Annotated in this window: 14 protein-coding genes; 9 read left to right on the forward strand and 5 right to left on the reverse strand. The window is 54.6% G+C overall.

What is annotated here, in order from left to right; translation table 11 throughout:
• Positions 1–11: 11 nt before the first annotated feature.
• Positions 12–881, forward strand: coding sequence for a carbohydrate ABC transporter permease (locus FE783_RS18360; protein WP_138880839.1), 870 nt, complete (start codon positions 12–14; stop codon positions 879–881).
• A 130-nt stretch (positions 882–1,011) separates the two neighbouring features.
• Here FE783_RS18360 and FE783_RS18365 read toward each other — a convergent pair whose 3' ends face one another.
• Positions 1,012–2,190: an HD domain-containing phosphohydrolase gene (locus tag FE783_RS18365; protein WP_202916208.1), complete on the reverse strand. Its 1,179-nt coding sequence runs from the start codon at positions 2,188–2,190 to the stop codon at positions 1,012–1,014.
• Positions 2,191–2,404: 214 nt separating this feature from the next.
• On the opposite strand from FE783_RS18365, the gene FE783_RS18370 reads away from it, so the two are divergent.
• Positions 2,405–3,247: a DUF92 domain-containing protein gene (locus FE783_RS18370; protein ID WP_138880840.1), complete on the forward strand. Its 843-nt coding sequence runs from the start codon at positions 2,405–2,407 to the stop codon at positions 3,245–3,247.
• A gap of 530 nt (positions 3,248–3,777) precedes the next feature.
• Here the strand turns inward: FE783_RS18370 and fhuB are convergent.
• The 4 genes from fhuB to FE783_RS18390 all read right to left on the reverse strand — a co-directional run bounded on the left by fhuB (position 3,778) and on the right by FE783_RS18390 (position 9,094).
• Positions 3,778–5,841, reverse strand: coding sequence for a Fe(3+)-hydroxamate ABC transporter permease FhuB (gene fhuB, locus FE783_RS18375; RefSeq protein ID WP_238403136.1), 2,064 nt, complete (start codon positions 5,839–5,841; stop codon positions 3,778–3,780).
• On the reverse strand, positions 5,838–6,860 hold the full coding sequence (locus tag FE783_RS18380; protein WP_238403137.1) for an ABC transporter substrate-binding protein: 1,023 nt from the start codon (positions 6,858–6,860) through the stop codon (positions 5,838–5,840). Before FE783_RS18380 ends, fhuB begins: the two co-directional genes overlap by 4 nt.
• Before the next feature lie 43 nt (positions 6,861–6,903).
• Positions 6,904–7,797 carry an ABC transporter ATP-binding protein gene (locus tag FE783_RS18385; protein WP_138880842.1) on the reverse strand — a complete coding sequence of 298 codons (894 nt, stop codon included), beginning with the start codon at positions 7,795–7,797 and terminating at the stop codon, positions 6,904–6,906.
• Positions 7,798–8,038: 241 nt separating this feature from the next.
• Positions 8,039–9,094 (reverse strand): alpha/beta hydrolase family protein, encoded by a 1,056-nt coding sequence (locus FE783_RS18390; RefSeq protein WP_138880843.1) that lies wholly within the window; start codon positions 9,092–9,094, stop codon positions 8,039–8,041.
• A gap of 320 nt (positions 9,095–9,414) precedes the next feature.
• Here FE783_RS18390 and FE783_RS18395 point away from each other — a divergent pair, with 320 nt between their 5' ends.
• From FE783_RS18395 to FE783_RS18425, 7 genes are read left to right on the forward strand one after another with little or no spacing between them, the layout of a single operon-like run.
• Positions 9,415–10,536, forward strand: a complete 1,122-nt coding sequence (locus FE783_RS18395) for an ABC transporter ATP-binding protein (RefSeq protein ID WP_138880844.1) — start codon at positions 9,415–9,417, stop codon at positions 10,534–10,536.
• A 20-nt stretch (positions 10,537–10,556) separates the two neighbouring features.
• Positions 10,557–13,565: an extracellular solute-binding protein gene (locus FE783_RS18400; RefSeq protein ID WP_138880845.1), complete on the forward strand. Its 3,009-nt coding sequence runs from the start codon at positions 10,557–10,559 to the stop codon at positions 13,563–13,565.
• Positions 13,552–14,529, forward strand: coding sequence for a carbohydrate ABC transporter permease (locus FE783_RS18405; protein WP_338015869.1), 978 nt, complete (start codon positions 13,552–13,554; stop codon positions 14,527–14,529). The genes FE783_RS18400 and FE783_RS18405 overlap by 14 nt, the downstream gene beginning before the upstream one ends.
• A complete protein-coding gene (locus FE783_RS18410; RefSeq protein WP_420799750.1) occupies positions 14,529–15,449 on the forward strand; it encodes a carbohydrate ABC transporter permease in 921 nt (306 codons plus the stop codon). Before FE783_RS18405 ends, FE783_RS18410 begins: the two co-directional genes overlap by 1 nt.
• A 28-nt stretch (positions 15,450–15,477) precedes the next feature.
• Positions 15,478–17,613, forward strand: a complete 2,136-nt coding sequence (locus tag FE783_RS18415; protein WP_138880846.1) for a YIP1 family protein — start codon at positions 15,478–15,480, stop codon at positions 17,611–17,613.
• The gene (locus FE783_RS18420; RefSeq protein WP_138880847.1) at positions 17,610–19,880 is read left to right on the forward strand and encodes a DUF5696 domain-containing protein; all 2,271 of its coding nucleotides are present in this window, start codon (positions 17,610–17,612) and stop codon (positions 19,878–19,880) included. The genes FE783_RS18415 and FE783_RS18420 overlap by 4 nt, the downstream gene beginning before the upstream one ends.
• A complete protein-coding gene (locus FE783_RS18425) occupies positions 19,877–20,749 on the forward strand; it encodes a carbohydrate ABC transporter permease (protein WP_138880848.1) in 873 nt (290 codons plus the stop codon). The genes FE783_RS18420 and FE783_RS18425 overlap by 4 nt, the downstream gene beginning before the upstream one ends.
• Positions 20,750–20,820 lie beyond the last annotated feature (71 nt).

Raw genomic sequence — 20,820 nt, forward strand, 5'->3', positions numbered from 1 at the left:
GAGGGAGACCGATGCCTGTACGCAGAAGGCTGGACTGGTTTTCATGGTTGAACGGCACGGCATTCGTCGTGCTCTGTCTGACGATGATCGCCCCGATCGTCCATTTGGCGGCGGTTTCGCTCAGCTCGCGGTTTTATGCGGAGGCGAAGCTCGTTACGTTTTGGCCGAGAGGGTTCAATATCGACGTCTATAAAACGATACTAGGGATGAGCAACATTTGGAATTCGATGGGCGTAAGCATCTTCATTACCGTATTCGGTACGATCATCGCCCTCGCCTTCACGGCGACGATGGCCTATCCGCTGTCGCGCCCGCAAATGAACGGGAGGAAATGGGTGCTGAGAGGGATCATCGTCACGTTCGTTTTCTCGGCGCCGCTCATTCCGAACTATTTGCTCATCCGCAGTCTTGGGATGGAGAATACGCTGTGGGTGCTCATGATCCCCGGAGCGCTGAACGCGTTCAATGTGATTATTATGAAAACATTTTTCCAAGGTATCTCTAGCGAAATGTTCGACGCCTCGAAAATCGACGGCTGCAGCGAGCTCGGCAGCTTCGCGCGTATCGCCATTCCGCTGTCGACTCCCGTTATCGCCACGATCGCCTTGTTCCATGCGGTCGGCCAATGGAATTCGTATTTCAGCGCGCTGATTTATATCCGCAGCAAAGATTTAATGCCGCTTCAGGTGCTGTTGCGCAACCTTGTCGTGGAGGAGCAGGCGAATAACGTGGCGAATTCCGCCGAAGTCGCAACGATGCTGACGCCGGAAATGCTCAAGGCGGGCATCACCTTGTTCGCCACTGCGCCGATTTTGATCGTCTATCCGTTTCTGCAAAAATATTTCGTCAAAGGCGCCATGGTCGGATCGCTTAAGGAGTAGGAGAGAGGGCAGGCGCGCCGGACAGCTGCTCGAACGAAAAAGGCCCGGTCGATTCGGATCCGGGCCGCGTTCGGCGGAAGTACCGTTGCCGCCGTACGGGGCGCAGCGGTACTTTTAAATGTCAATTTCGTCAGTGCTGTTCCAGTAAATGGTCCGCATATTCATCCCGGACTTTCAAGATGGCGGGCAAATGCTCGAAAAACGAATCGACGACGTCCGGGTCGAAATGCTGGCCGCGCTCCTCCTTGAACAAGTTCAAGATGCGGTCGAGCTCCCATGCCTTCTTGTACACTCGGTCGCTCGCCAATGCGTCGAATACGTCCGCGATCGCCGTAATTCGTCCGTATACATGAATTTCTTCGCCTTTCAAGCCGCGCGGGTAACCTTTCCCGTTCCATTTCTCATGATGCTGCTCCGCAACGACGGCGGCCGTCTTCAAGATGCGCCGTTTCGAGTTTTTCAACAAGCTGTAGCCGATTTCCGTATGGGTTTTCATAATGTCGAATTCTTCGTCGGTCAGCTTGCCCGGCTTCTTCAGCACGGAGTCCGGGATTGCTACCTTGCCGATATCGTGCATCGGGGACGCCATCTTCAATATTTCCGCCTCCGCTTGCGGAATGCCCATGCCGAGCGCCAAAATGTACGAGTACTCGGCAACCCGCTTGACATGATTGCCCGTTTCCTTCGACCGGCTTTCACCGATCTCGCCCATCGTAAAAATGATTTCGCGCTGCGTCTCTTCGATTTCCTGGGCGAGCATCGCCGACTCGATCGATTTGCCCGAATACGAGGCGGCCAGCGACAAGTTGCGCAGATCGCGCTCGGAGAACACTTCGCTGTCCGTCATTTTATTGACGGCTTGGTAGCAACCGATTACCTCGCCTTCGTTGTTGCGGAACGGGATCACGAGCAGAGCCTTCGTCCGGTAGCCGGTCTGCTGGTCGGTGCGCAGCGCCCCGCTGACCAACACATCGTGGAACTCTTCGTTCGTGTAGGCGTCGTCGATAAATATGGGTTCCCCGGTCCGTACGGAATGACCGGCCAAGCCGGCACCGAGCGGTATGCGCAGCTCTTTTACGCCGTGCGCGACCTTGGACCACAGCTCGCCTCTTTGATCGTCCAGCAGCCACACCGTGCACCGGTCGGAGATGACGATCTGCTTGCCCATATCCGCCATCAGCATGAGCACGTTGTCCAGATTCCGCTCGTTAGCAATTTTGGCTGCGTATTCGAGAATGACGCCGAGCAGCTCCTCCGGCTCCAAATCTTTTTTCAGACGCGGCTTTTCAAAGTCATATGTTTCGTGCACCTGTTCCACTCCTCATCTGCGTAACTCTAATTTTCATTGTATTCCCTGTGAAGGGTCATTCTTCCTGCATCTTGACGAAAAAAAGTCCTATTCCGGCGTCGAATGCTGGCGAACGGGAAGGAGGCAGGTCGAGATGCGGGGCCGGCTTGACTCCCGCCGTCGTCCGTGTATGATAAGTTCGAGAGCATGAATCGGGTTAACGGGAGGGCGCGCGTTGGAACTGTTGATTGGATTTTCGGGAAGTTTGCTCATAGCCGGGGCGGCTTACTTGAAACGGTCGCTGTCGGGAAGCGGGTTTGCCGCGGCCGTGATTTTGGGAACGGCCATGTTTACGCTTGGCAGCGTGGTATGGTTCGGTACGCTTATCGCTTTCTTCTTATCGTCGACGCTGTTATCCAAGTGGAAGAAGAAGGCCAAGGAAAAAGCCGAGAGCGGGTATGAAAAATCGGGAAGACGGGATGCCGGCCAGGTGGCGGCGAACGGAGGGCTCGCCTTGCTAATGTGCGCCGCCCATGCGTGGATGCCTCATCCGGTATGGTGGTACGCCTTCCTTGGCGTCATGGCTTCCGTCAATGCGGACACTTGGGCGACGGAAATCGGGGGCTTGAGCAAAACTCCGCCAAGATCGATCCTAAGCGGACGGCGGGTTGAAGCCGGGACATCGGGCGGCGTGTCCGGACTCGGCTTGGCGGCGTCGATGGCAGGCGGTCTGTTTATCGGGTTGGCGGCCTGGCTGTTGCTGCAGGTGGTTCCCGGGCAGTACAATCCATCCGGAATGGCTTCAGAATGGCTCCTATTGCCGGTATGGGCAGGCATCGGCTTGTTCGGCGGCACGATCGGATCGCTTGCCGATTCGCTGCTTGGCGCTACGGTGCAGCAGATGTTCCGGTGCGGCGTATGCGGCCGCGAGGTTGAACTGCAGCACCATTGCGGCCGACCTGCTGTCCGCATCCGCGGCTACGCGGGCTGGAACAACGATGTGGTCAATGTAGCCGGATCGTTGGCCGGGGGATTGGCGGCGGTGGCAGCGGCGGCAATTGTTGCGGTTTTGTCGTGACGATGGCGGTATAACGACATAAAATTAACCGTCCGGGAAAACGCCCGGACGGTCCTTGGTGTGCAAACTCAACCTCGACCCGCTAAATGGAAATCATGCAGTACATTTATTCGGAAAAGATCAAATAGCGGGCAATAACGGGAACCTCCATCAAAATTTGTCATAATCGAGCCGAAAGAGCAAATTCGGTCAAAATTTACTGCAGGTTCGAGACTGTCGATTAACTCGTGTGTAAAGGAGTGGAAAGTGAAAAGGATACCTTCTGGCGAGTTTTGGATTTAAATTCCAACCGCTAAATCTTTGATAAATCAAGGACTTTAAAACAAGCTGTCTGAGTAAAAGAAGGTATCTTTTCACTTGGAACGGCGTGCTTTCGCTTCGCTTTCAGTTAATCGACAGTCTCGGTTCTCCAGTTAAACGATTCGAAGAGGCGTATAACGTTAAATTAACGGCATGTTTTCCAGTTACAGTTGCGGAATCGGTTCGAATGAGCCGGATCATGGCTCGGGTAATTTTGAAAAGGGCCTCATTTAACGTCTACCGAAGCTCCGGTACATAAGCGCCAGCAAATACGGGGTCCCGATCAAGGCGACGACCAGCCCGGCGGGAACCTCCTTGGGCGCGATGGCGACTCTCCCGACAATGTCAGCGAGCAGAAGCAGCAGTGCACCGAGGAGTGCCGCCAAACCTACGGATTTACGCTGGTTTTGGCCGACCAGCATCCGGGCGGCATGTGGCGCCAACAAACCTATAAATCCGACCGTGCCGATGCAGGAAACGGCGATAGCCGCCAGTGCGACACCGACGCCGGCCGAGATCATCCGCGTGCGCTGCAGCTTGAGGCCGAGCCCGAGCGATACCGGATCGCCGAAGGCGAGCAAGTCGATTTTACGGCCGAGGTGCCAGGCGAACGGGACGAATAGGACGATAGCCGCCGCCAGCCACCGGAATTGCTCCCACCCCCGCCCGTAAGTGCTGCCGGCCAACCACGCTAGCGCCGGGGCGGCTCCCATCCCCGATTTGATGACGAGAAAATGAATCGCGGCCGATCCGATTGCGGTAACGGCGATACCGACCAGCGTCAGCACGGTCGGATGGAGCGCTTTGCGCCAGGAGAGTGCGTACACGACGATGGCGGCGGCGATCGCTCCAATGAAGGCGGTAACGGGAAGGAGCGATCCCGGCGCCGACGGCCATACGACCAGCAGCAGCAAAGCGCCGACGCCGGCGCCCGACGTTACGCCGATAATGGAAGGGTCGGCAAGCGGATTGCGCACCGCTCCCTGGAGCATGACGCCCGACACCGCAAGTCCGGCCCCGGCCAGCATCGCGACGGCGATCCGCGGCATCCGCATATCCAGGATGATGTTCCGGTACATATCCTGACCGCCGCCGGTTAACACGGCGAGCACTTCGCCGACCGGAATTTTCAATCCGCCTGCGGCAAGTCCGATTACGAAGCATGATGCCAGAAGCACGCCCATCAGAGCAAGCATAAGCCAATATGGCACTTTCTTTGGAGCGAAGCCGACGCTCATCGAGCTGGCCGCTTCCACGCTCCGCTGTTCCTTCGTTCCCCGGACGGCCAGCCAGATCAGCCACGGCGCCCCGATAAGGGCCGTAACCGCACCCGCCGGAAGCTCGCCGATCGTGCTGCGGAACAGCCGGGCGATCGTATCCGCTCCTACGAGGACGACGGCCCCCCATAAAGCGCTTGCCGGAAGCAGCAGACGATGACGGCGGAAGCCGATCAGGCGGACGAGGTGAGGGGCGATCAGCCCCACGAATCCGATCGGACCGACGACGCTGACCGTGACGCCCGCGAGCAGGATGGCGGCGGCAAGAGCGCTCAGCCGGGCGGCATCGACTTTTTGCCCGAGCGATTTGGCGGTGTCGTCGCCGAGCTCCAGCATATCGAGCGTGCGGATGAACAGCAGCACGACGGCCCCTCCCGCCGCGATCCACGGCCAGGCGTGCTGGACGCCTTTCCAGTCGTTCTGGATAAGCGAGCCGGAGCCCCACATGAACAGGCCGTTCGTTTCATTCTCGAACAGAAGCTGCAGCGCGCTTGTGAACGAGGAGAGCACCATCGTGACGATCATGCCGGACAATGCCATCCGCACCGGTGTTCCCCGCGTTCCCCCTGCCATTAAGTAGGCCATGACGGCGCCGCCGCAGCCGCCGACCAGTGCCATTAGCAGCGGGGCGGAGGAAATCAACGACGGCATAAATACGGTGCCCGCCACGACGACGAAGTAGGCTCCCGAATTAATGCCGAACGTACCCGCAGACGCAAGCGGGTTGCGGGTAATCGTCTGCAGCAGCACGCCGGCGACCGCGAGCGCGGCTCCGGCCAGCATGCCCATTACGGCTCTCGGCAAGCGGATGCCGAGCACCAGGTTATGCTGTAGGCTTTGTTGCGGCGAGAGGAGGGCGTCGATTACCGTCCTCGTCGTAATATCGGCTTCTCCCTGCGTCAAGGACGCAAAAAGGAGGACGACCAGCGCTAGCAGGCCGCCCCCGAATACGAAAATGCTCTTCAAGCCGGAGCGTTTCGGTCTGTTCTGGACGATTGGCTGAGGTTGAGTCATCATTTTGCCGCCGTCAACAGACTTACGGTTTTATCGACGATATTTTTGATCGAGAGCGGTCCGCCGAACAGCCACATGTCGCCGCCGAGCGAATAAGTGCGGTTTTCCTTCACGAAGGCGAGTCCTTTCCATACGGCGTTATCCTTCAACTGCTTCTCGAACACGTTGTCGTCGTTCTGTACGACGTACAGGAAGTTGGCTTTCTGGACCGCCGGCAGCGATTCGACGGATGCGGTGGCGAACCCTTGCGATTCGAATTTTTCCGGCTTATAGACATTCTTCAAACCGAGTTTCGTATAAATTTGGACAACCGACGAGTTGTCGGTAAAGATGCGTAGAACGGCCGCGTTCTGATTGCTGTAGGCTTGCGTAAGGACGATTTCCGCGCCCTCCTTGCTCGCCGCCTTCAGCTTCGCTTTGGCGTCCTCATAGGTTTTGTCCAGATCTTTGACCACTTTGTCGGCTTCAGCGCTTTTGCCCACGATGTCGGCAATCGTCTTCAACGAATTGATCATATCGGCGTACATGTCCTTGGATGCTTGCTCCGAGGAAGGGTCGAACACGATCGTCGGGGCGATCGCCTTCAGCTTGTCATAAGACGTTTTGGAGCGGGCAGTAGTTGTTACGATCAGATCCGGCTTCAGGCTCGCGATGATTTCCAAGTTCGGCTCCTGGCGCGTTCCCACGTCCACGACATTTGCGGCCAGCTCGGGCTTGGCGTTGACCCATTTCTTATAGCCGTTGATATCGGCCAAGCCGACGGGCTGCATACCTACAGCCAGCAAGCTCTCCGCATAGCTCCATTCCAGGATGACGATTTTGGAAGGCGTGCCTTTAATGTCGGTCGTGCCCATCGCATGCTGGATCGATTTCGTCGCGGGAGCGGCGTTCGTTCCCGAATTGTTCGCCGATGGCGCGGCACCCTGCTTGTTGTCTGCCGGAGCGGGGGAGGAAGAGCCGCATCCCGCCAAAATAAATACGAAAACGAGCATGAAGGTTAACGGTTTAATAAGCTTACTCATGGAATAGGGTCCCCTTTTTTCTGGTAATTAGCAAAACTGCGGATCAAAGCGCGCCGACCTTTTCCTTCGCGGCTTCGGTTCGGCCCACGGCCGCCTGATTGTCCCCGGGTTTGTGGCCGTAATTCACGACATTGGAATCGGCGTGGTCCGCTTCCCCGGCCAAACCGTACGGCAGGCAGAGCGGCGCGCCGGTGCGCGGGTCGGGGATGACATCGGCCCGGATGCCGAACACTTCGCGCAGCATGTCGGGATGGACGACTTCGCCCGGGCTGCCTTCATAGACGACTTCACCGTGCTTGATGGCGACGATATGGTGCGCGTATTGGGTCGCATGGTTCAAATCGTGAACGACCATAACGATCGTGCGCCCTTCCTCGCGGTTGAGACGCTCGAGCAGCTTCAGCACCTCGAGCTGGTGGGCCATGTCGAGAAACGTCGTCGGCTCGTCGAGGAATAAAATATCCGTTCCTTGCGCGAGCGCCATGGCAATCCATGCCCGTTGGCGCTGTCCGCCGGACATTTGCTCGATCGGACGGTCGGAGAAACCGGTCATGCCGGTCACCTGCAGCGCCCAGCCGACCATTTCCTTGTCTTCCTTGCTAAGCGAGCCGAAGCCTTTCTGATGGGGAAACCGGCCGAACGAGACAAGTTCGCTTACAGTGAGACCTTCGGGCGCCACCGGATTTTGCGGCAAAATGGCCAGCTGCTTCGCCACTTCCTTCGTCTGCATTTGATGAATCGATTTGCCGTCGAGAAACACTCCGCCTTTCTGCGGCTTCATGATCCGCGCCATCGTTTTCAAAATAGTCGATTTCCCTGAACCGTTCGCTCCTACGAGCGCGGTAACTTTACCCGCGGGTATCGAAAGGTCGAGCTGGTTGACTATCACCTTGTCTCCGTACGCGATATGCAGCTTCTCGGCGAATAAACGAGCCATTCCGCACACTCCTTTGTCCGTATTCGAATCAGCCGTCGCCGGCGCAATTTAATGATAACGATTCTCAATATCACATAACAAATGATAATGTCTATCATTCTCAAAGTCAATATAAAATCGAGTATTTATGCCGCGCAAATTTGATTTTTGTGGAAAACAACAACAAACCGCTGCGAGAGGGGAGCCTCCGGCAGCGGTTAGCATGTGCAATCGATTACTTTTACAAATTGCCAGATGTCGGTCAGCGCAGCAATACCGCCTGGCGAACGAACGACTCGTCCCCGACCCTCAGCGTATATCCGCATTCCACCTCACAAGTAACGTCGAAGCGGCCGGTATTCAAATCGTAGTCCAGATAAGCGACTTTATCCGAACTATCGAGCACGACGGAAAAACGCTTCGTGAACAAATATCCGCCGACGGTGAGACTGCCGCGTTCGGGAAGGGTAACCGGCGACCGGTGACGAAGCCGGTTCGATTCGCTCTCCTTCTTGACTTTGTCCATCATCTCGGCTGTCGCGAGTCCCCAATGGTCGCGGGTTCCGACTCCGGGCAGCTCGTAGAAGCGGACCAGATCGCTCTTACCGGCCTCAGCCGCTTTGGCGACGAAGAGGCGAGTATGCTCGCACGGAACCCGGATGTCCGTTTCCCCGTGGGCCAGATAGATCGGAGTGAGTAGGTTGCCGACCAGCTCCGCGCCGCTGCGGGAACGATAGGCCATCGCGTCGTCGGCGGGACTTCTGCCGATCCATACGTCCAACTCGTCGCGGAACTCGCCGACTTCATCGTTCTCGTACCAAAGCGCATAATCGGAAATGCCGCATAAGGCGGTCGCCGCCGCGAAATAATCCGGGAATTTGCCCACGATCGCCATCGCATTGCCGCCGCCGCCGCTTCCCGCTTCGAAATAGACCGTGTCCGAATCGATGATATAGTCCGCGTAATGGATTCTCGCGTATTCGATCGCGTCGATCACGTCGTATAGCTCCCAGCCGTTGCAGTCGGGGGATCCTTCGGAGTGGGCGCGTCCGCGCATATCGACTTCGACCCGCAAATATTCGTTTCCGGGCTCGGGCTCATCCATATGCACGAACTTCGGAATGCTCATGTGCCAGCCATGCGTGCCCGCGACGATGTAGGATGGCTTGGACGGCTTAATAATGCGCGCGGCCAGCATAATTCCCGGCGTTTTTGTCGATTCGTAATAAATGAAGTCGCAATATGGGGAATAACGGTTCTCTTTCGCATTCTTGCGCTTATCCAGTCGGATACTGTCTTCATATTGCTCATAAGGCATAAACGGCTCACTCCCCGCGTAGTTATTTCATATCTTCCTAATTGTACACGCTTAGCCGATGTCCACGCCGACTACGCACGCAATCTTCACATGAAATTCATCCGCGCAACCCGAGGCAGGAATTGGGACTTCTCTCGTGAATAACCGGAAATACGCGGGAAATTCACAATAAATTTATCTTATTCAGCCCCCGAAGCCGTCTATCTCCCGAATCGTGTCGTTTTCTTCACACCAATTTCACAGCTATCTCTTTATAATGAAGTGTATGTTGCCATGTAACCGTTTTCTGTCAGCAAATCAATCGAGGGGGTAATCGGCTCATGTCCCGGATATTGTTCAATCACGTCTATAAGCAGTACGGCAAAGACAAGCTGAACGTCGTAAAAGACTTCAATCTGGAAATCGAAGACAAAGAGTTCGTCGTGTTCGTCGGTCCTTCCGGCTGTGGCAAATCGACAACGCTCCGCATGATCGCAGGCTTGGAGGACATCAGCAAAGGCGAGATTTACATCAACAACGTTCTCGTCAACGACCTTCCTCCGAAAGACCGCGATATCGCCATGGTGTTCCAAAACTACGCCTTGTATCCGAATATGTCCGTGTACGAAAACATCGCCTTCGGCCTGCGGCTGCGCAAAACGCCCAAGCACGAAATCGATATCGCCGTCAAACGGGCGGCACGCGTTCTGGAGATCGAGCCGTACTTGGAGCGCAAGCCGAAGCAGCTGTCCGGCGGTCAACGCCAGCGGGTCGCGCTGGGCCGGGCTATCGTACGGAATCCCGAAGTATTCCTCATGGACGAGCCGCTGTCGAACCTTGACGCCAAGCTGCGCGTGCAGATGCGCTCCGAGCTCATCCGGCTTCACAAGCAGCTCGAAGTTACGACCATCTACGTAACCCACGATCAGACCGAAGCCATGACGATGGCGAACCGGATCGTAGTCATGAAGGACGGCATCATTCAGCAGGTCGACACGCCGGAGGAAGTATACAACAATCCTTCGAACACGTTCGTGGCCAGCTTTATCGGATCGCCGCCGATGAACTTTATCGAAGGAAGATTGGAAGAGCACGGCGGCAAGCTGGAATTCCACACGAACCGCTTCGCACTCGAAATTCCCCAAGGCAAAGCGAAGGCGCTCATCGCCAAACGGTTAGTCAACAAAGTCGTAACGCTAGGTATCCGCCCGGAAAACATCAGCGTCGATCAGATCGTATTCGACGCGTTCCCGAACGCCGTCATGAACGGCATTCATAAATTCAACGAGTTGATGGGGGCCGACCGCTTCCTGCATCTGGATGTCGGAGCGCCCAATTTGTTGGTCGTCCGCACAAGCCCGCGCAATTTCTACAATGACGAGATGAAAATTTCGGTAGCCGTAGACATGCACAAGGCGCTGTTCTTCGACCGGGATAGCGGAGAACGGCTCATCGATTTGTGAGGAAGAAAGGAGGATCTCCATTGCAACGTCGCCGAACAAACAATAAACGCGCCGCCGTAGCCGTCACGCTGGCCGCTTCGGTGCTGCTCGGCTCGGGCATCGTCAATCCGGGTGCGGAGAAAGCGGTACACGCGTCCAATGTGACAGCGCCTAGCGCTCCGGCCTCTTCAGCCGCCTCGTCGTCGGGCACCCCTCTGCTTTCAGCGGGGTTGACAACGAATTTCGAGCCGTTTTTCGCCCAGACGCTCGAAGAATGGAAGAAGAAAAATTATGCGAATGCTACGAACACTTACCGGATAAACGGTGCCGATATTTCCTCGCAATCGCTGCAGTTGGCCGGGCCCGGCTCTTACCAAGGGAAAAGCAATGTGCTGCTCTGGAAGAGCGACCGCGACAACTGGATCGAGTACAAGGTCCGCGTGGACAAGGAAGGGCTTTACCAGTTTAATTTGCAATATTATCCTTACAGCGCCCAACCGGAATCGCAGCTGAACCGCCGGCCGGTTATGCTGGCCGTGTCGATCGACGGCAAATTTCCGTTCCGCGAAGCGAGAGCGGTTCCATTCCGCAGATTGTTCAAGGACGATTTGCCGGTCAAGAAGGACGAGAAGGGCGATGACATCCGGCCCAGATCGCTCGCCGTCGAGCGGTGGCTGGACGAGCCGTTCCGCGATTCCGCGAACGCCTACAGCGAGCCGCTGCAATGGTATTTGTCCGCGGGCGAGCATACGATCCGCCTGGCCGGCAGCGAAGCAATAGCGATCAGCCAACTGACGCTCGCGCCTCCCGATTCTTATCCGGATTACAAGACGTACGCCGCGAAGCTTCCGGCGGAGCAAGCCAAGTCCGGCAAGACGATAACGTTCCAAGCCGAAGAAATGACGACCAAGAACGACGCCGCCATCCAGATGGCAGTCGATAAGGACGCTTTGTCATTGCCGGAAGCAGGCAAATACGAGACGTTCAATACGGTAGGCGGCACGCGCTGGGAGAAAGGCGGACAATCGATCTCCTGGTCGTTCAACGCTCCGGAAAGCGGCCGGTACCAAATCTCCATGCGGGCCAAGCAAAATGTGATCTCGAACATGGCGTCCTTCCGGACGATTGCCATCGACGGAAAGATTCCGTTCCAGGAATTGAGCGCTTACCAGTTCCGTTACGATCCGAACTGGAAAGGCGTTACTTTATCCGGAGCGGACGAGAAGCCATATGAGTTTTATTTCGAGAAAGGCGATCACGTCTTGACCATGACGGCTACCACCGGTCCTTTCCAAAAGGTGATCGTCGAGTCCGAAGTGGCGACAAGCCAATTGCGCGAGCTGACGGCCGAATTGAAGGCGCTCACCGGCAACGTGGTCGACAAAAACCGGACATGGAAAATCGAAGAGGATTTCCCGGAGCTGCCGAAGCGGCTTGAGGCGATCCGCGATCAGATGAAACTGATGGCCGACGATATGCTGAAAGCGAACGGAATTCGCGAGAACGTGACGCAAATACTTCTGAACGCGGTCAAAGATATCGAAAGCTACCTGAGATATCCGAACGAAATTCCGTACCATATGGACGACATCTCGAGTCTGCAGGAAAGAATCGGGACGATCCGCGAGACGTTAATCAGAGCGCCGTTGCAGCTCGACCAAATCTATATCGTGCCGGTAGGCGCGAGCCAGCCGAAGATGGAAGCGAATTTCTTCCAGAAAACGAAGACGGGCTTGCTGAACTTCTTCCGTTCGTTCTCCAAGAAGGAAGATTTAAGCAAGATGGATGATCAAGTGCTTAACGTATGGGTCAACCGCGGACGCGACTGGGTCAACCTGCTGCAGGAATTGACGAACGAAATGTTCACGCCGCAGACGGGCATCAAAGTAAAAGTCAGCCTGCTGCCGGACGAAAACCTGCTCATTTACGCCAACGCCGCTGGTATTTCGCCGGACATCGCTCTCGGGCAGCCGCAGGACAAATCGATCGACTTCGCAATGCGGAACGCGCTGTATGATTTGACGAAATTCCCGGATTTCAACAAGGTTGCGAGTCAATTCGCGCCGGGCGCCCTACTTCCGTTCTATTACAATAAAGGCTACTACGCCCTGCCGGAGACGCAGTCGTTCAAAGTATTGTTCTACCGCAAAGATATATTGGAGCGGCTCAATCTGAAAGTGCCGGACACATGGGAAGACGTATACAACATGCTGCCGACACTGCAGCAGAGCGGGTATAACTTCTATGTGCCGCCAACCGACTTCATTACGTTCATATACCAGAACGGCGCGGAGTTCTTCACCAAAGACGGCATGGGTACGGCCTTGAATACGCCGGAAGCGTTTAAAGGGTTCAAGCAGTGGACCGACCTGTTCAACATCTACGATCTCGAGAGAAGCGTTCCGAGCTTCTACCAGCATTTCCGCAAAGGCAACATGCCGATCGGGGTTGCCGATTACAATACGTACGTAACGATGGCCGCAGCCGCTCCGGAGTTGACCGGTTGGTGGGGAATTGCGCCATTGCCGGGAATCAAAAATTCGAGTGGCGTCGTCGAGCGCTGGTCGTCCGGCGGTCAAACGACAGGGTTTATTTACGAAAGCTCAAACAAAAAAGAACAGGCATGGGAATTCCTGAAATGGCTCGTGTCCGCTGACGTGCAGGCACGGTACGGCAATGATCTCGAATCGTTCAACGGGATCACGTTCCGCTGGGCTACGGCTAATATCGAAGCATTCACGCGTCTGCCGTGGCCGAGAGATGACTTGAAAGTGATTTTGGAGCAATGGAAATGGTACAAAGAAATGCCGAACCCGCCGGGCGCCTACTTCGTGCCGCGGGAACTAAACAATGCATGGACGCGTACGGTCGTTGACGCGATGAACTACCGCGAATCGCTCGAAGAAGCGATCGTCAACATCGACCGCGAGATGGTCCGCAAGGAACAGGAATTCGGGTTTGTCGCGCCGGACGGAACCGTGCTGCATACGCTCGATATGCCTCAAGTGACGAAGCCGTGGGAAGGAGTTGACCGATTTGTCCCGAAGTAATGCCGGAGTCGCAATAAAAACTGCTGAGAGTAAGAAGCCAGGAATCGGAGAGCGACTGAACACGTTTCTGAAGCTTGTATGGTCTTATCGCCTTTCTTATATGTTCATCGCGCCTTTCGTAATCTGCTTTATGCTGTTCATTTTTATTCCGGTTTTTCTTGCCGCACTGCTAAGCTTTACGTACTTCAACGCGTTGGAGCCGTTCCGCTTCGTAGGCTGGCAAAACTATTTGTACCTGCTGTCCCAGGATTTGATCTTCCTGAAGCATGCGCTGCCGAATACGATCAAATTCGCGCTCATGATAGGTCCGGGCGGTTATATCGCTTCTTTTATCTTGGCATGGTTGATTGCCCAACTCCCTAATTATTCCAGAACACTGTACGCTCTGGTGTTCTATAGCCCGTCTCTTGCGGCAGGCGCCGCGATGACGGCCATATGGGGGCCGCTGCTCGCAGGGGACCGGATCGGTTACTTGAACAACTTTCTGCTTAGCTTGGGCATCATCGAGAAACCGGTATTGTGGGTTACCGACCCCAAATTATTGATGGGCTCGATGGTTACGCTGACGTTATGGTCGAGTATGGGCGTAGGCTTCCTCGCCCAACTGGCCGGCATTCTAAGCGTCAATAAGGAGCTTTACGAAGCCGGGCGGATCGACGGCATCAAGAGCCGCCTGCAGGAAATTTGGTACATTACGATCCCGTCGATGAAGTCGCTATTGCTGTTCGCCGCCGTTATGGCGATTGTCGGAGCGTTTAAGGCGGGAGAGATCGGACAACAATTGTCAGGCCAATTCCCGACTCCCCAATATTCGGGACACGTATTGATGAGCCATATCCAGGACTACGGAGATGTCCGCTTCGAGATGGGTTATGCTTCTGCCATTTCGGTATTCCTGCTCGTTCTGATGTTCATGGCCAACAAATTCAGTCACAAACTATTCGGATCGCGGGGTGACGAATGATGGCAGGCACCGCCACTACAAGCCGGCTCTCGCGCATGCTGTCATCCGTAGGGCTGCGCAGAAGAAGTCGATTGAATAAGATTGACGGATTTCAAAAAATATTATACGTCCTGCTTACGCTGGTCGGACTATTCATGGTTGTGCCGATCGTATTTAACTTCACTAACGCCTTGAAGCCGGTTCAGGAGCTGTTTATTTTCCCGCCGCGCATTTACGTGGAAGATCCGACGCTGCAAAACTTCAAGGATTTGTTCCTGCTGACGGCCAACGCGGTCGTACCGGCTACCCGATATTTGTTTAATAGTATCGTAGTTACGACGCTTACGGTTATCGGGGTCGTACTGGTCAGCGCCTTGTGCGCTTATCCGCTCGCTAAGCACAATTTTCCGGGCCGCAATATTTTGTTCGCAACGATCTTGCTGTCGCTCATGTTCGCGGCGGAAACGGTAGCCATTCCACGGTATTTGGTCGTTTCTCATCTGGGCATTATGAACACGTATTTCGGCCATATTTTGCCGCATTTGGCGGCTCCCGTCAGCGTGTTCCTGATGAGGCAGTTTATCGAAGTGAACGTTCCGAACGAGCTGCTGGAAGCGGCCAAGGTTGACGGCGCACGCGAGATTACGGTCTTTTATAAAATCGTTATCCCGCTCATTCTGCCGGCCGTAGCAACCGTGTCCATTCTGACGTTCCAGGCCGCATGGGGTGATGTTGGGACGTCCAGATTGTTTATGCAGGACGAGTCGATGAAGACGTTCCCGTTCTTCCTCACCACCTTCGTTACAGGCGGAGCTACGGGGATAGCGAGACAAGGCGTAGCGGCCGCTTCGGCGCTCGTACTGTTCTTGCCGAACTTGATATTCTTCCTGATCTTCCAAAGAAAAGTTATCGCCACGATGGCGCATTCCGGCATCAAATAAAGGACTAGACAGATTCGGAGGTCTGACCATGAAATCGAGAAGAAGCTGGCGGATCCTGTCGCTACTCGTCCTGATGGTGGCCGCGGTGGCAGCGATGCCGCTGTCCGCTTACGCGGAAGTGCCTTACTGGACGAACTCGAAAGAGAAGCAGGGACGCCTCATCTGGACGCAGCCGGCTTATACGCCCGAAGGGATTTTCGGCAAAGAGCTGACGATTCCGAACAAAGACAAGCCGGGAGAAACGAGCCCGTCGCCGCTGCAAAATCCTAAAGATTTGTTTATCGACAAGAACGACCATATTTATGTAGCCGATACCGGTAACAACCGGATCGTCGAGTTCGACCAGAACGGAACGTTCGTCCGCTATATCACGACGGAAGGCGGAGGAAAACCGTTCAACAAGCCGGAAGGCGTGTTCGTCACCGACTCGCTGGACATTTACGTAGCCGACACGGGCAACAAACGCGTCGTTCGGCTGGATAAAGACGGCAAGTTCGTACGGGAGTATATAAAGCCGAATTCAAAATATATTCCGGAAGCATTCAAATACGACCCGACGCGGCTAGTGGTCGACAAGCGGGGATTCCTTTATATCGCCGTTTTGGGCGGTTACCAAGGATTGCTCCAGCTTGATCCGGAAGGCAACTTCCAAAGCTTCTACGGAGCGAATAAGACGATCTTCTCTCCGCTCGATGCGATGAAGAGGCTCTTGTATACGAAGGAAATGTACGCGAACGAAATCAGCAAGCTGCCTGGCGCGATCAGCAGCGTCGCGGCCGACGATGACGGCTTCATGTACACGACTACGGCAGGTCAAGGCATCAAGACCGAGCAGATTAAGAAGCTCAGTATCAAAGGCTTGAATATGCTTGAAAGCAAGGCCTTCGGCGAGATTCGCCGATTCGATGTCCGATTCGCGACCGGAGGTCAAGTGACCTCGCAATTGGTCGACTTGACGATCGACTCGAATGGCAACATTACGGCAATCGACTCTTCCTACAAATACATTAACCAGTATGATGCCAACGGCAACTTGCTGTTTTTCTGGGCAGGCCCTTCGTCGGCGAACACGACCCAGCTCGGTTTGATGAAAAACCCCGTAGCGGTCGACGCCAACTCCAAGAACGATTTGTTCCTGCTTGACGGTCAGGAAGGCGTTATCCAGCTGTTCAAGCTGTCCGAGTTCGGGGCGAAGGTGAACGAAGCGAACAAGCTGACGCTGGCCGGACGTTACGAGGAGAGCGAGAAGCATTGGCGGGAAGTGCTGCGGTTGAACGCCAGCTTCTCCCCGGCGATTCTCGGCTTGGCGAAAGCGGCTTACAAGCAAGGCAATTACCAGGAAGCGCTCGAGCTGTTCAAGCAAGGCGACGACCATAAAGGCTACTCCGACGCTTTCTGGCAAATCCGTCTGCAATGGTTCCAGAGCCATTTCTCCTTGATGGCTTCCATCCTAATCATCGCCGCCATCCTGTATGCCGTTCTCGAGAAATCGACACGGAAGGCGAAATGGCGGAAAGCGTGGCGCAACCGGGTACGCTCCAAAAACAACTTTATCGTGCAGTTCAAGCATATGTTCTATTTGCTGAAGCACCCGATCGACGGCTTCACCGCACTTCGCTATGAGTTCAAGGGCGGCTACTTGAGCGCTATCATCTTGCTGATCGGAGCTTATGCATCGATCGTCATCATGAGATTGTTTACGAGCTTCTCCTTCAACATGGTCGACATTCGCAGAGTCAACATCATCGCGATCCTGATTCAATTCGTGCTTATCTGGCTCGGCTGGGTCGTAGCGAACTACTTGGTCAGCTCGATCTATCGAGGCGAAGGACGGTTCAAGGACGTGTTCGTCGGCAGTGCATATGCACTGATTCCGGTCATATTGGTAGGAATTCCGCTTGCGGTTATTTCCAATGTTATGACCACGTCCGAGCTTGCGATTTACGATTTCATCGAAAATATATTGTATGTATGGACTGCCGCGATGATATTCTGGAAAATCCAATCGCTGCAAAACTATTCGGTCGGCGAGACGATCGTCAACATCTTTCTTACGATCGTCGCTTTTGCAACGCTTGCGATTCTTGCACTCGTCGTCATCGGTCTGAGCAGTGACTTGAAAGACTTTATTATCGAAGTGTATCAGGAGGTGAAGATGCGATGAAGCTGCTCAAACGAGTTCCTATCAAATATTGGATATGGGCCGCTCTAATCATTGCTCTGCTCCTGTATGTTACGCTCCGGCTCGATATAAGCACGCTCGACAGGGGAGCCGTTCAGGCGGCCGCCCAGGCGAACGTGGGAGCGGTGAAAGTCGACAAAGGATTGGCGGAGCTGCCGAACGAAGCGGATTTCAAGACGGTCGCCCAATCCGGAGAGCTTGAGCTCAGACTCGATTCCAAGACGGGTCATTTCAATGTGCTGGATAAACGCAACGGCAACATTTGGCGGTCGTACCCCGATCCGGAGCGGTGGGCGAATGAAAAGCAGGAAGGGATCTGGAGAACCCACCTTCGCTCGCCGGTCATGCTGCGCTATATCGACTTAACCGGGAAAGTTACGCAGCCGAAGGAAACGAACCTGCTTGAAGAGCAAGGTAAAATTATCGATGTCGCATCGATTGACGGCGGATTCAAGCTTACGTTCGATATGCCGTCCAAGCAATTTACGATTCCGATCGAGGTAAAGGTGGAGAAAGACACCGTCGTAACCAAGATTGTGGATTCCGGCATTAAGGAAGGTTCCTTAAGCCTGATCTGGATCCGATTGTACCCGTTCTTCGGAGCAGACCATTCCTACGGTCAGGACGGCTACTTGTTCATACCGGACGGTTCCGGCGCATTGATTCCGTATCGGGAGCATAATACGAACGTCAACCGGATTTACCAAGAGCCGATATACGGAATGGATGCATCGTTCAAAGCTAACAACGATCCGCAATCGCGAAATCCGATCACGGTGCCCGTATTCGGGGCTAAGTCCGGCGACAAAGGCTTCTTGACGATCGTCGAGAACGGCGCCGAAGCGGCCGATGTAGTCGCTTCGCCATCCGGCGTATTCAGCGGTTACAACTGGATTACCGCTCAGCAGAACTACCGGTCTACTTACAGACAAGTAACGAACGAGCAGAAGGGCCGTTTCTTTATTACCTACAACAAGAAAGAACGGTTCACGGGCGATCGTGCCGTCCGTTACGTCATGCTTGACAAAGCGAAGGCAAACTATGTAGGCATGGCCGAACGTTATCGTCAATATTTGATGGATACTTATAAAATGCAACCGATTAAACCTAAAAACGGTTCGAAAGTTCCGATGACGGTTAACCTACTCGGGGCCGGCCGCGAGGACGGACTTGTTACTGACCGTTACTTGAAGGCTACTACAACGTCCGATGCGATGAAAATCGTACAGCGTCTGTACGGACTCGGCATCGACAACATGGTCGTCAACTACATGGCATGGCAGGAAGGCGGCTTCGCCGAATTCGGAGCGCCATTGCCGGTGGACAGCCGCCTGGGCGGTGCATCCGGGATGAAGCAGTTCATCCAGTTCGCCCATACGCTCGATATTCCGGTTTACTTGGATACGAACTATATGTTCAATTCGACCAAAGCCGGAAGCTTCAACAGAAGACAGCACGGCCTGCGTGATTTGGGCGGTACCGTTCAAGGCAATTATGTCAGCCTGGGCTATCTTGAGAAGCTGCTCGATAAAGAGATCAAAAACTTCAAAGAACTGGGCGCAGACGGTATCACTCTTGGTGTGGATGGCACACCAGGAGAGAATAGAGCAGGCTTGGGACGCACGGTCGACAGCGACTATAACACGAACTATCCGCTTAGCCGCGAGGAGAGCCGGAAGAAGCAGCAAGAGCTGTTCCAGAAATTCAAGGACGCTTCTCTCGATATTCGGGGAACCCAGTCCAGTAACTTCGCTTTCCCTTACGTCAGCACGATCGGTCATCTGATCGACGATTACTCGTACGACTCGTTCTCGGAAACCTCGATTCCGTTCGTACAAATCGCGCTGCACGGGCTGGTCAATTACTCGTCCGCTTATGTAAATAACCGTTCGGAGTATCAGAAGCAATTTTTGCGCGACCTGGAGTATGGTTCGATTCCAGCGTTCATCTTCATCGCCGAAAATGCCGAAGATCTCAAGAACGCCGACGCTTTGCACACGTATAGTCTGGACTACCGCGATTGGGAAACCCAAGCGGTACAGGAATACCAGAAGTTCAACGAAGCGCTGGGCGACGTTCAGAACAAATTCATTACGAATCACCGGCAGCTCGCGCCGGACGTTAAGGAAACGACTTACGCCGGCGGCAAGCGCATCATCGTCAACTACGGCAACACGACGTATTCCAGCGGCGGCATTACCGTTAGACCGCTCGATTACTTGATCGTGAAAGGAGGAACGGCACCATGACGACTAAAAAAAGCAGGCTTTCGGGTCAAACGATCCGAAAGCTGGAAGGCTCGCTGTTTATAGCACCGTGGGCCATCGGGTTTTTCGCGTTCATGGCGTTCCCGCTCGGATATTCGCTCTACATGAGCTTTCATCAAGTGCGGATATTGGGTACCGGTATCGAGATAACGGCGGTCGGCTTGAAGCATTATAAGTACATTTTGCTTGAGAACGGTGCGATCCTGTACAACTCGCTTTTCCCGTTTCTACGACAGACGATTATCATGATCCCGATCATCTTAATATTCTCGCTACTTGTCGCAATCATGCTGAACCAGAAATTCCCGGGACGCGCTTTGTTCCGCTCGATCTTCTTCCTGCCCGTCATCTTCACGACCGGGCAGGTCGTCCGGGAATTTATGACCCAAGGGGAAGGCGATCTCGGCTTTATCGCGCGGTACAACATCACTTCGCTCATATCCCAGAACTTGACCTCCGTATGGGCGGGGCCGATCGTTACCGTTATGGGATCGTTCGTTCTGATCTTGTGGTATTCCGGGGTACAAATCCTGATCTTCCTGGCGGGGCGGCAGACGATCGGAAGCTCGGTATATGAGGCCGCGAGAATCGACGGCGCGACGCCGTGGGAAGTGTTCTGGAAAATTACGCTTCCGGGGATGACGCCATTTATTCTGCTCAACCTGATTTACACGACGGTCGACTTGTTCACATTCCCGACCAACCCGATATTGACCCAGGTAAACAGCAGCAACTACGGACAGTCAAGCGCACTTGCCTGGATCTATTTCGTAATCATACTGGTGTTCCTCGGGATCACGATGTGGGTTTTCCAGAAAGTGCAGAAGGCATCGGGCTTGGGTGCCCGCTAACAGCTAGCGGCCGCATTCAAAGTAATTTTGCCGGAGGCAAAATTTTGAGGAGGATAGCTTGTGACCCGACT

The sequence above is a fragment of the Paenibacillus mesophilus genome, from assembly GCF_005938385.1.
In the GTDB taxonomy this organism is placed as follows: Bacteria; Bacillota; Bacilli; order Paenibacillales; family NBRC-103111; genus Paenibacillus_AB; species Paenibacillus_AB mesophilus.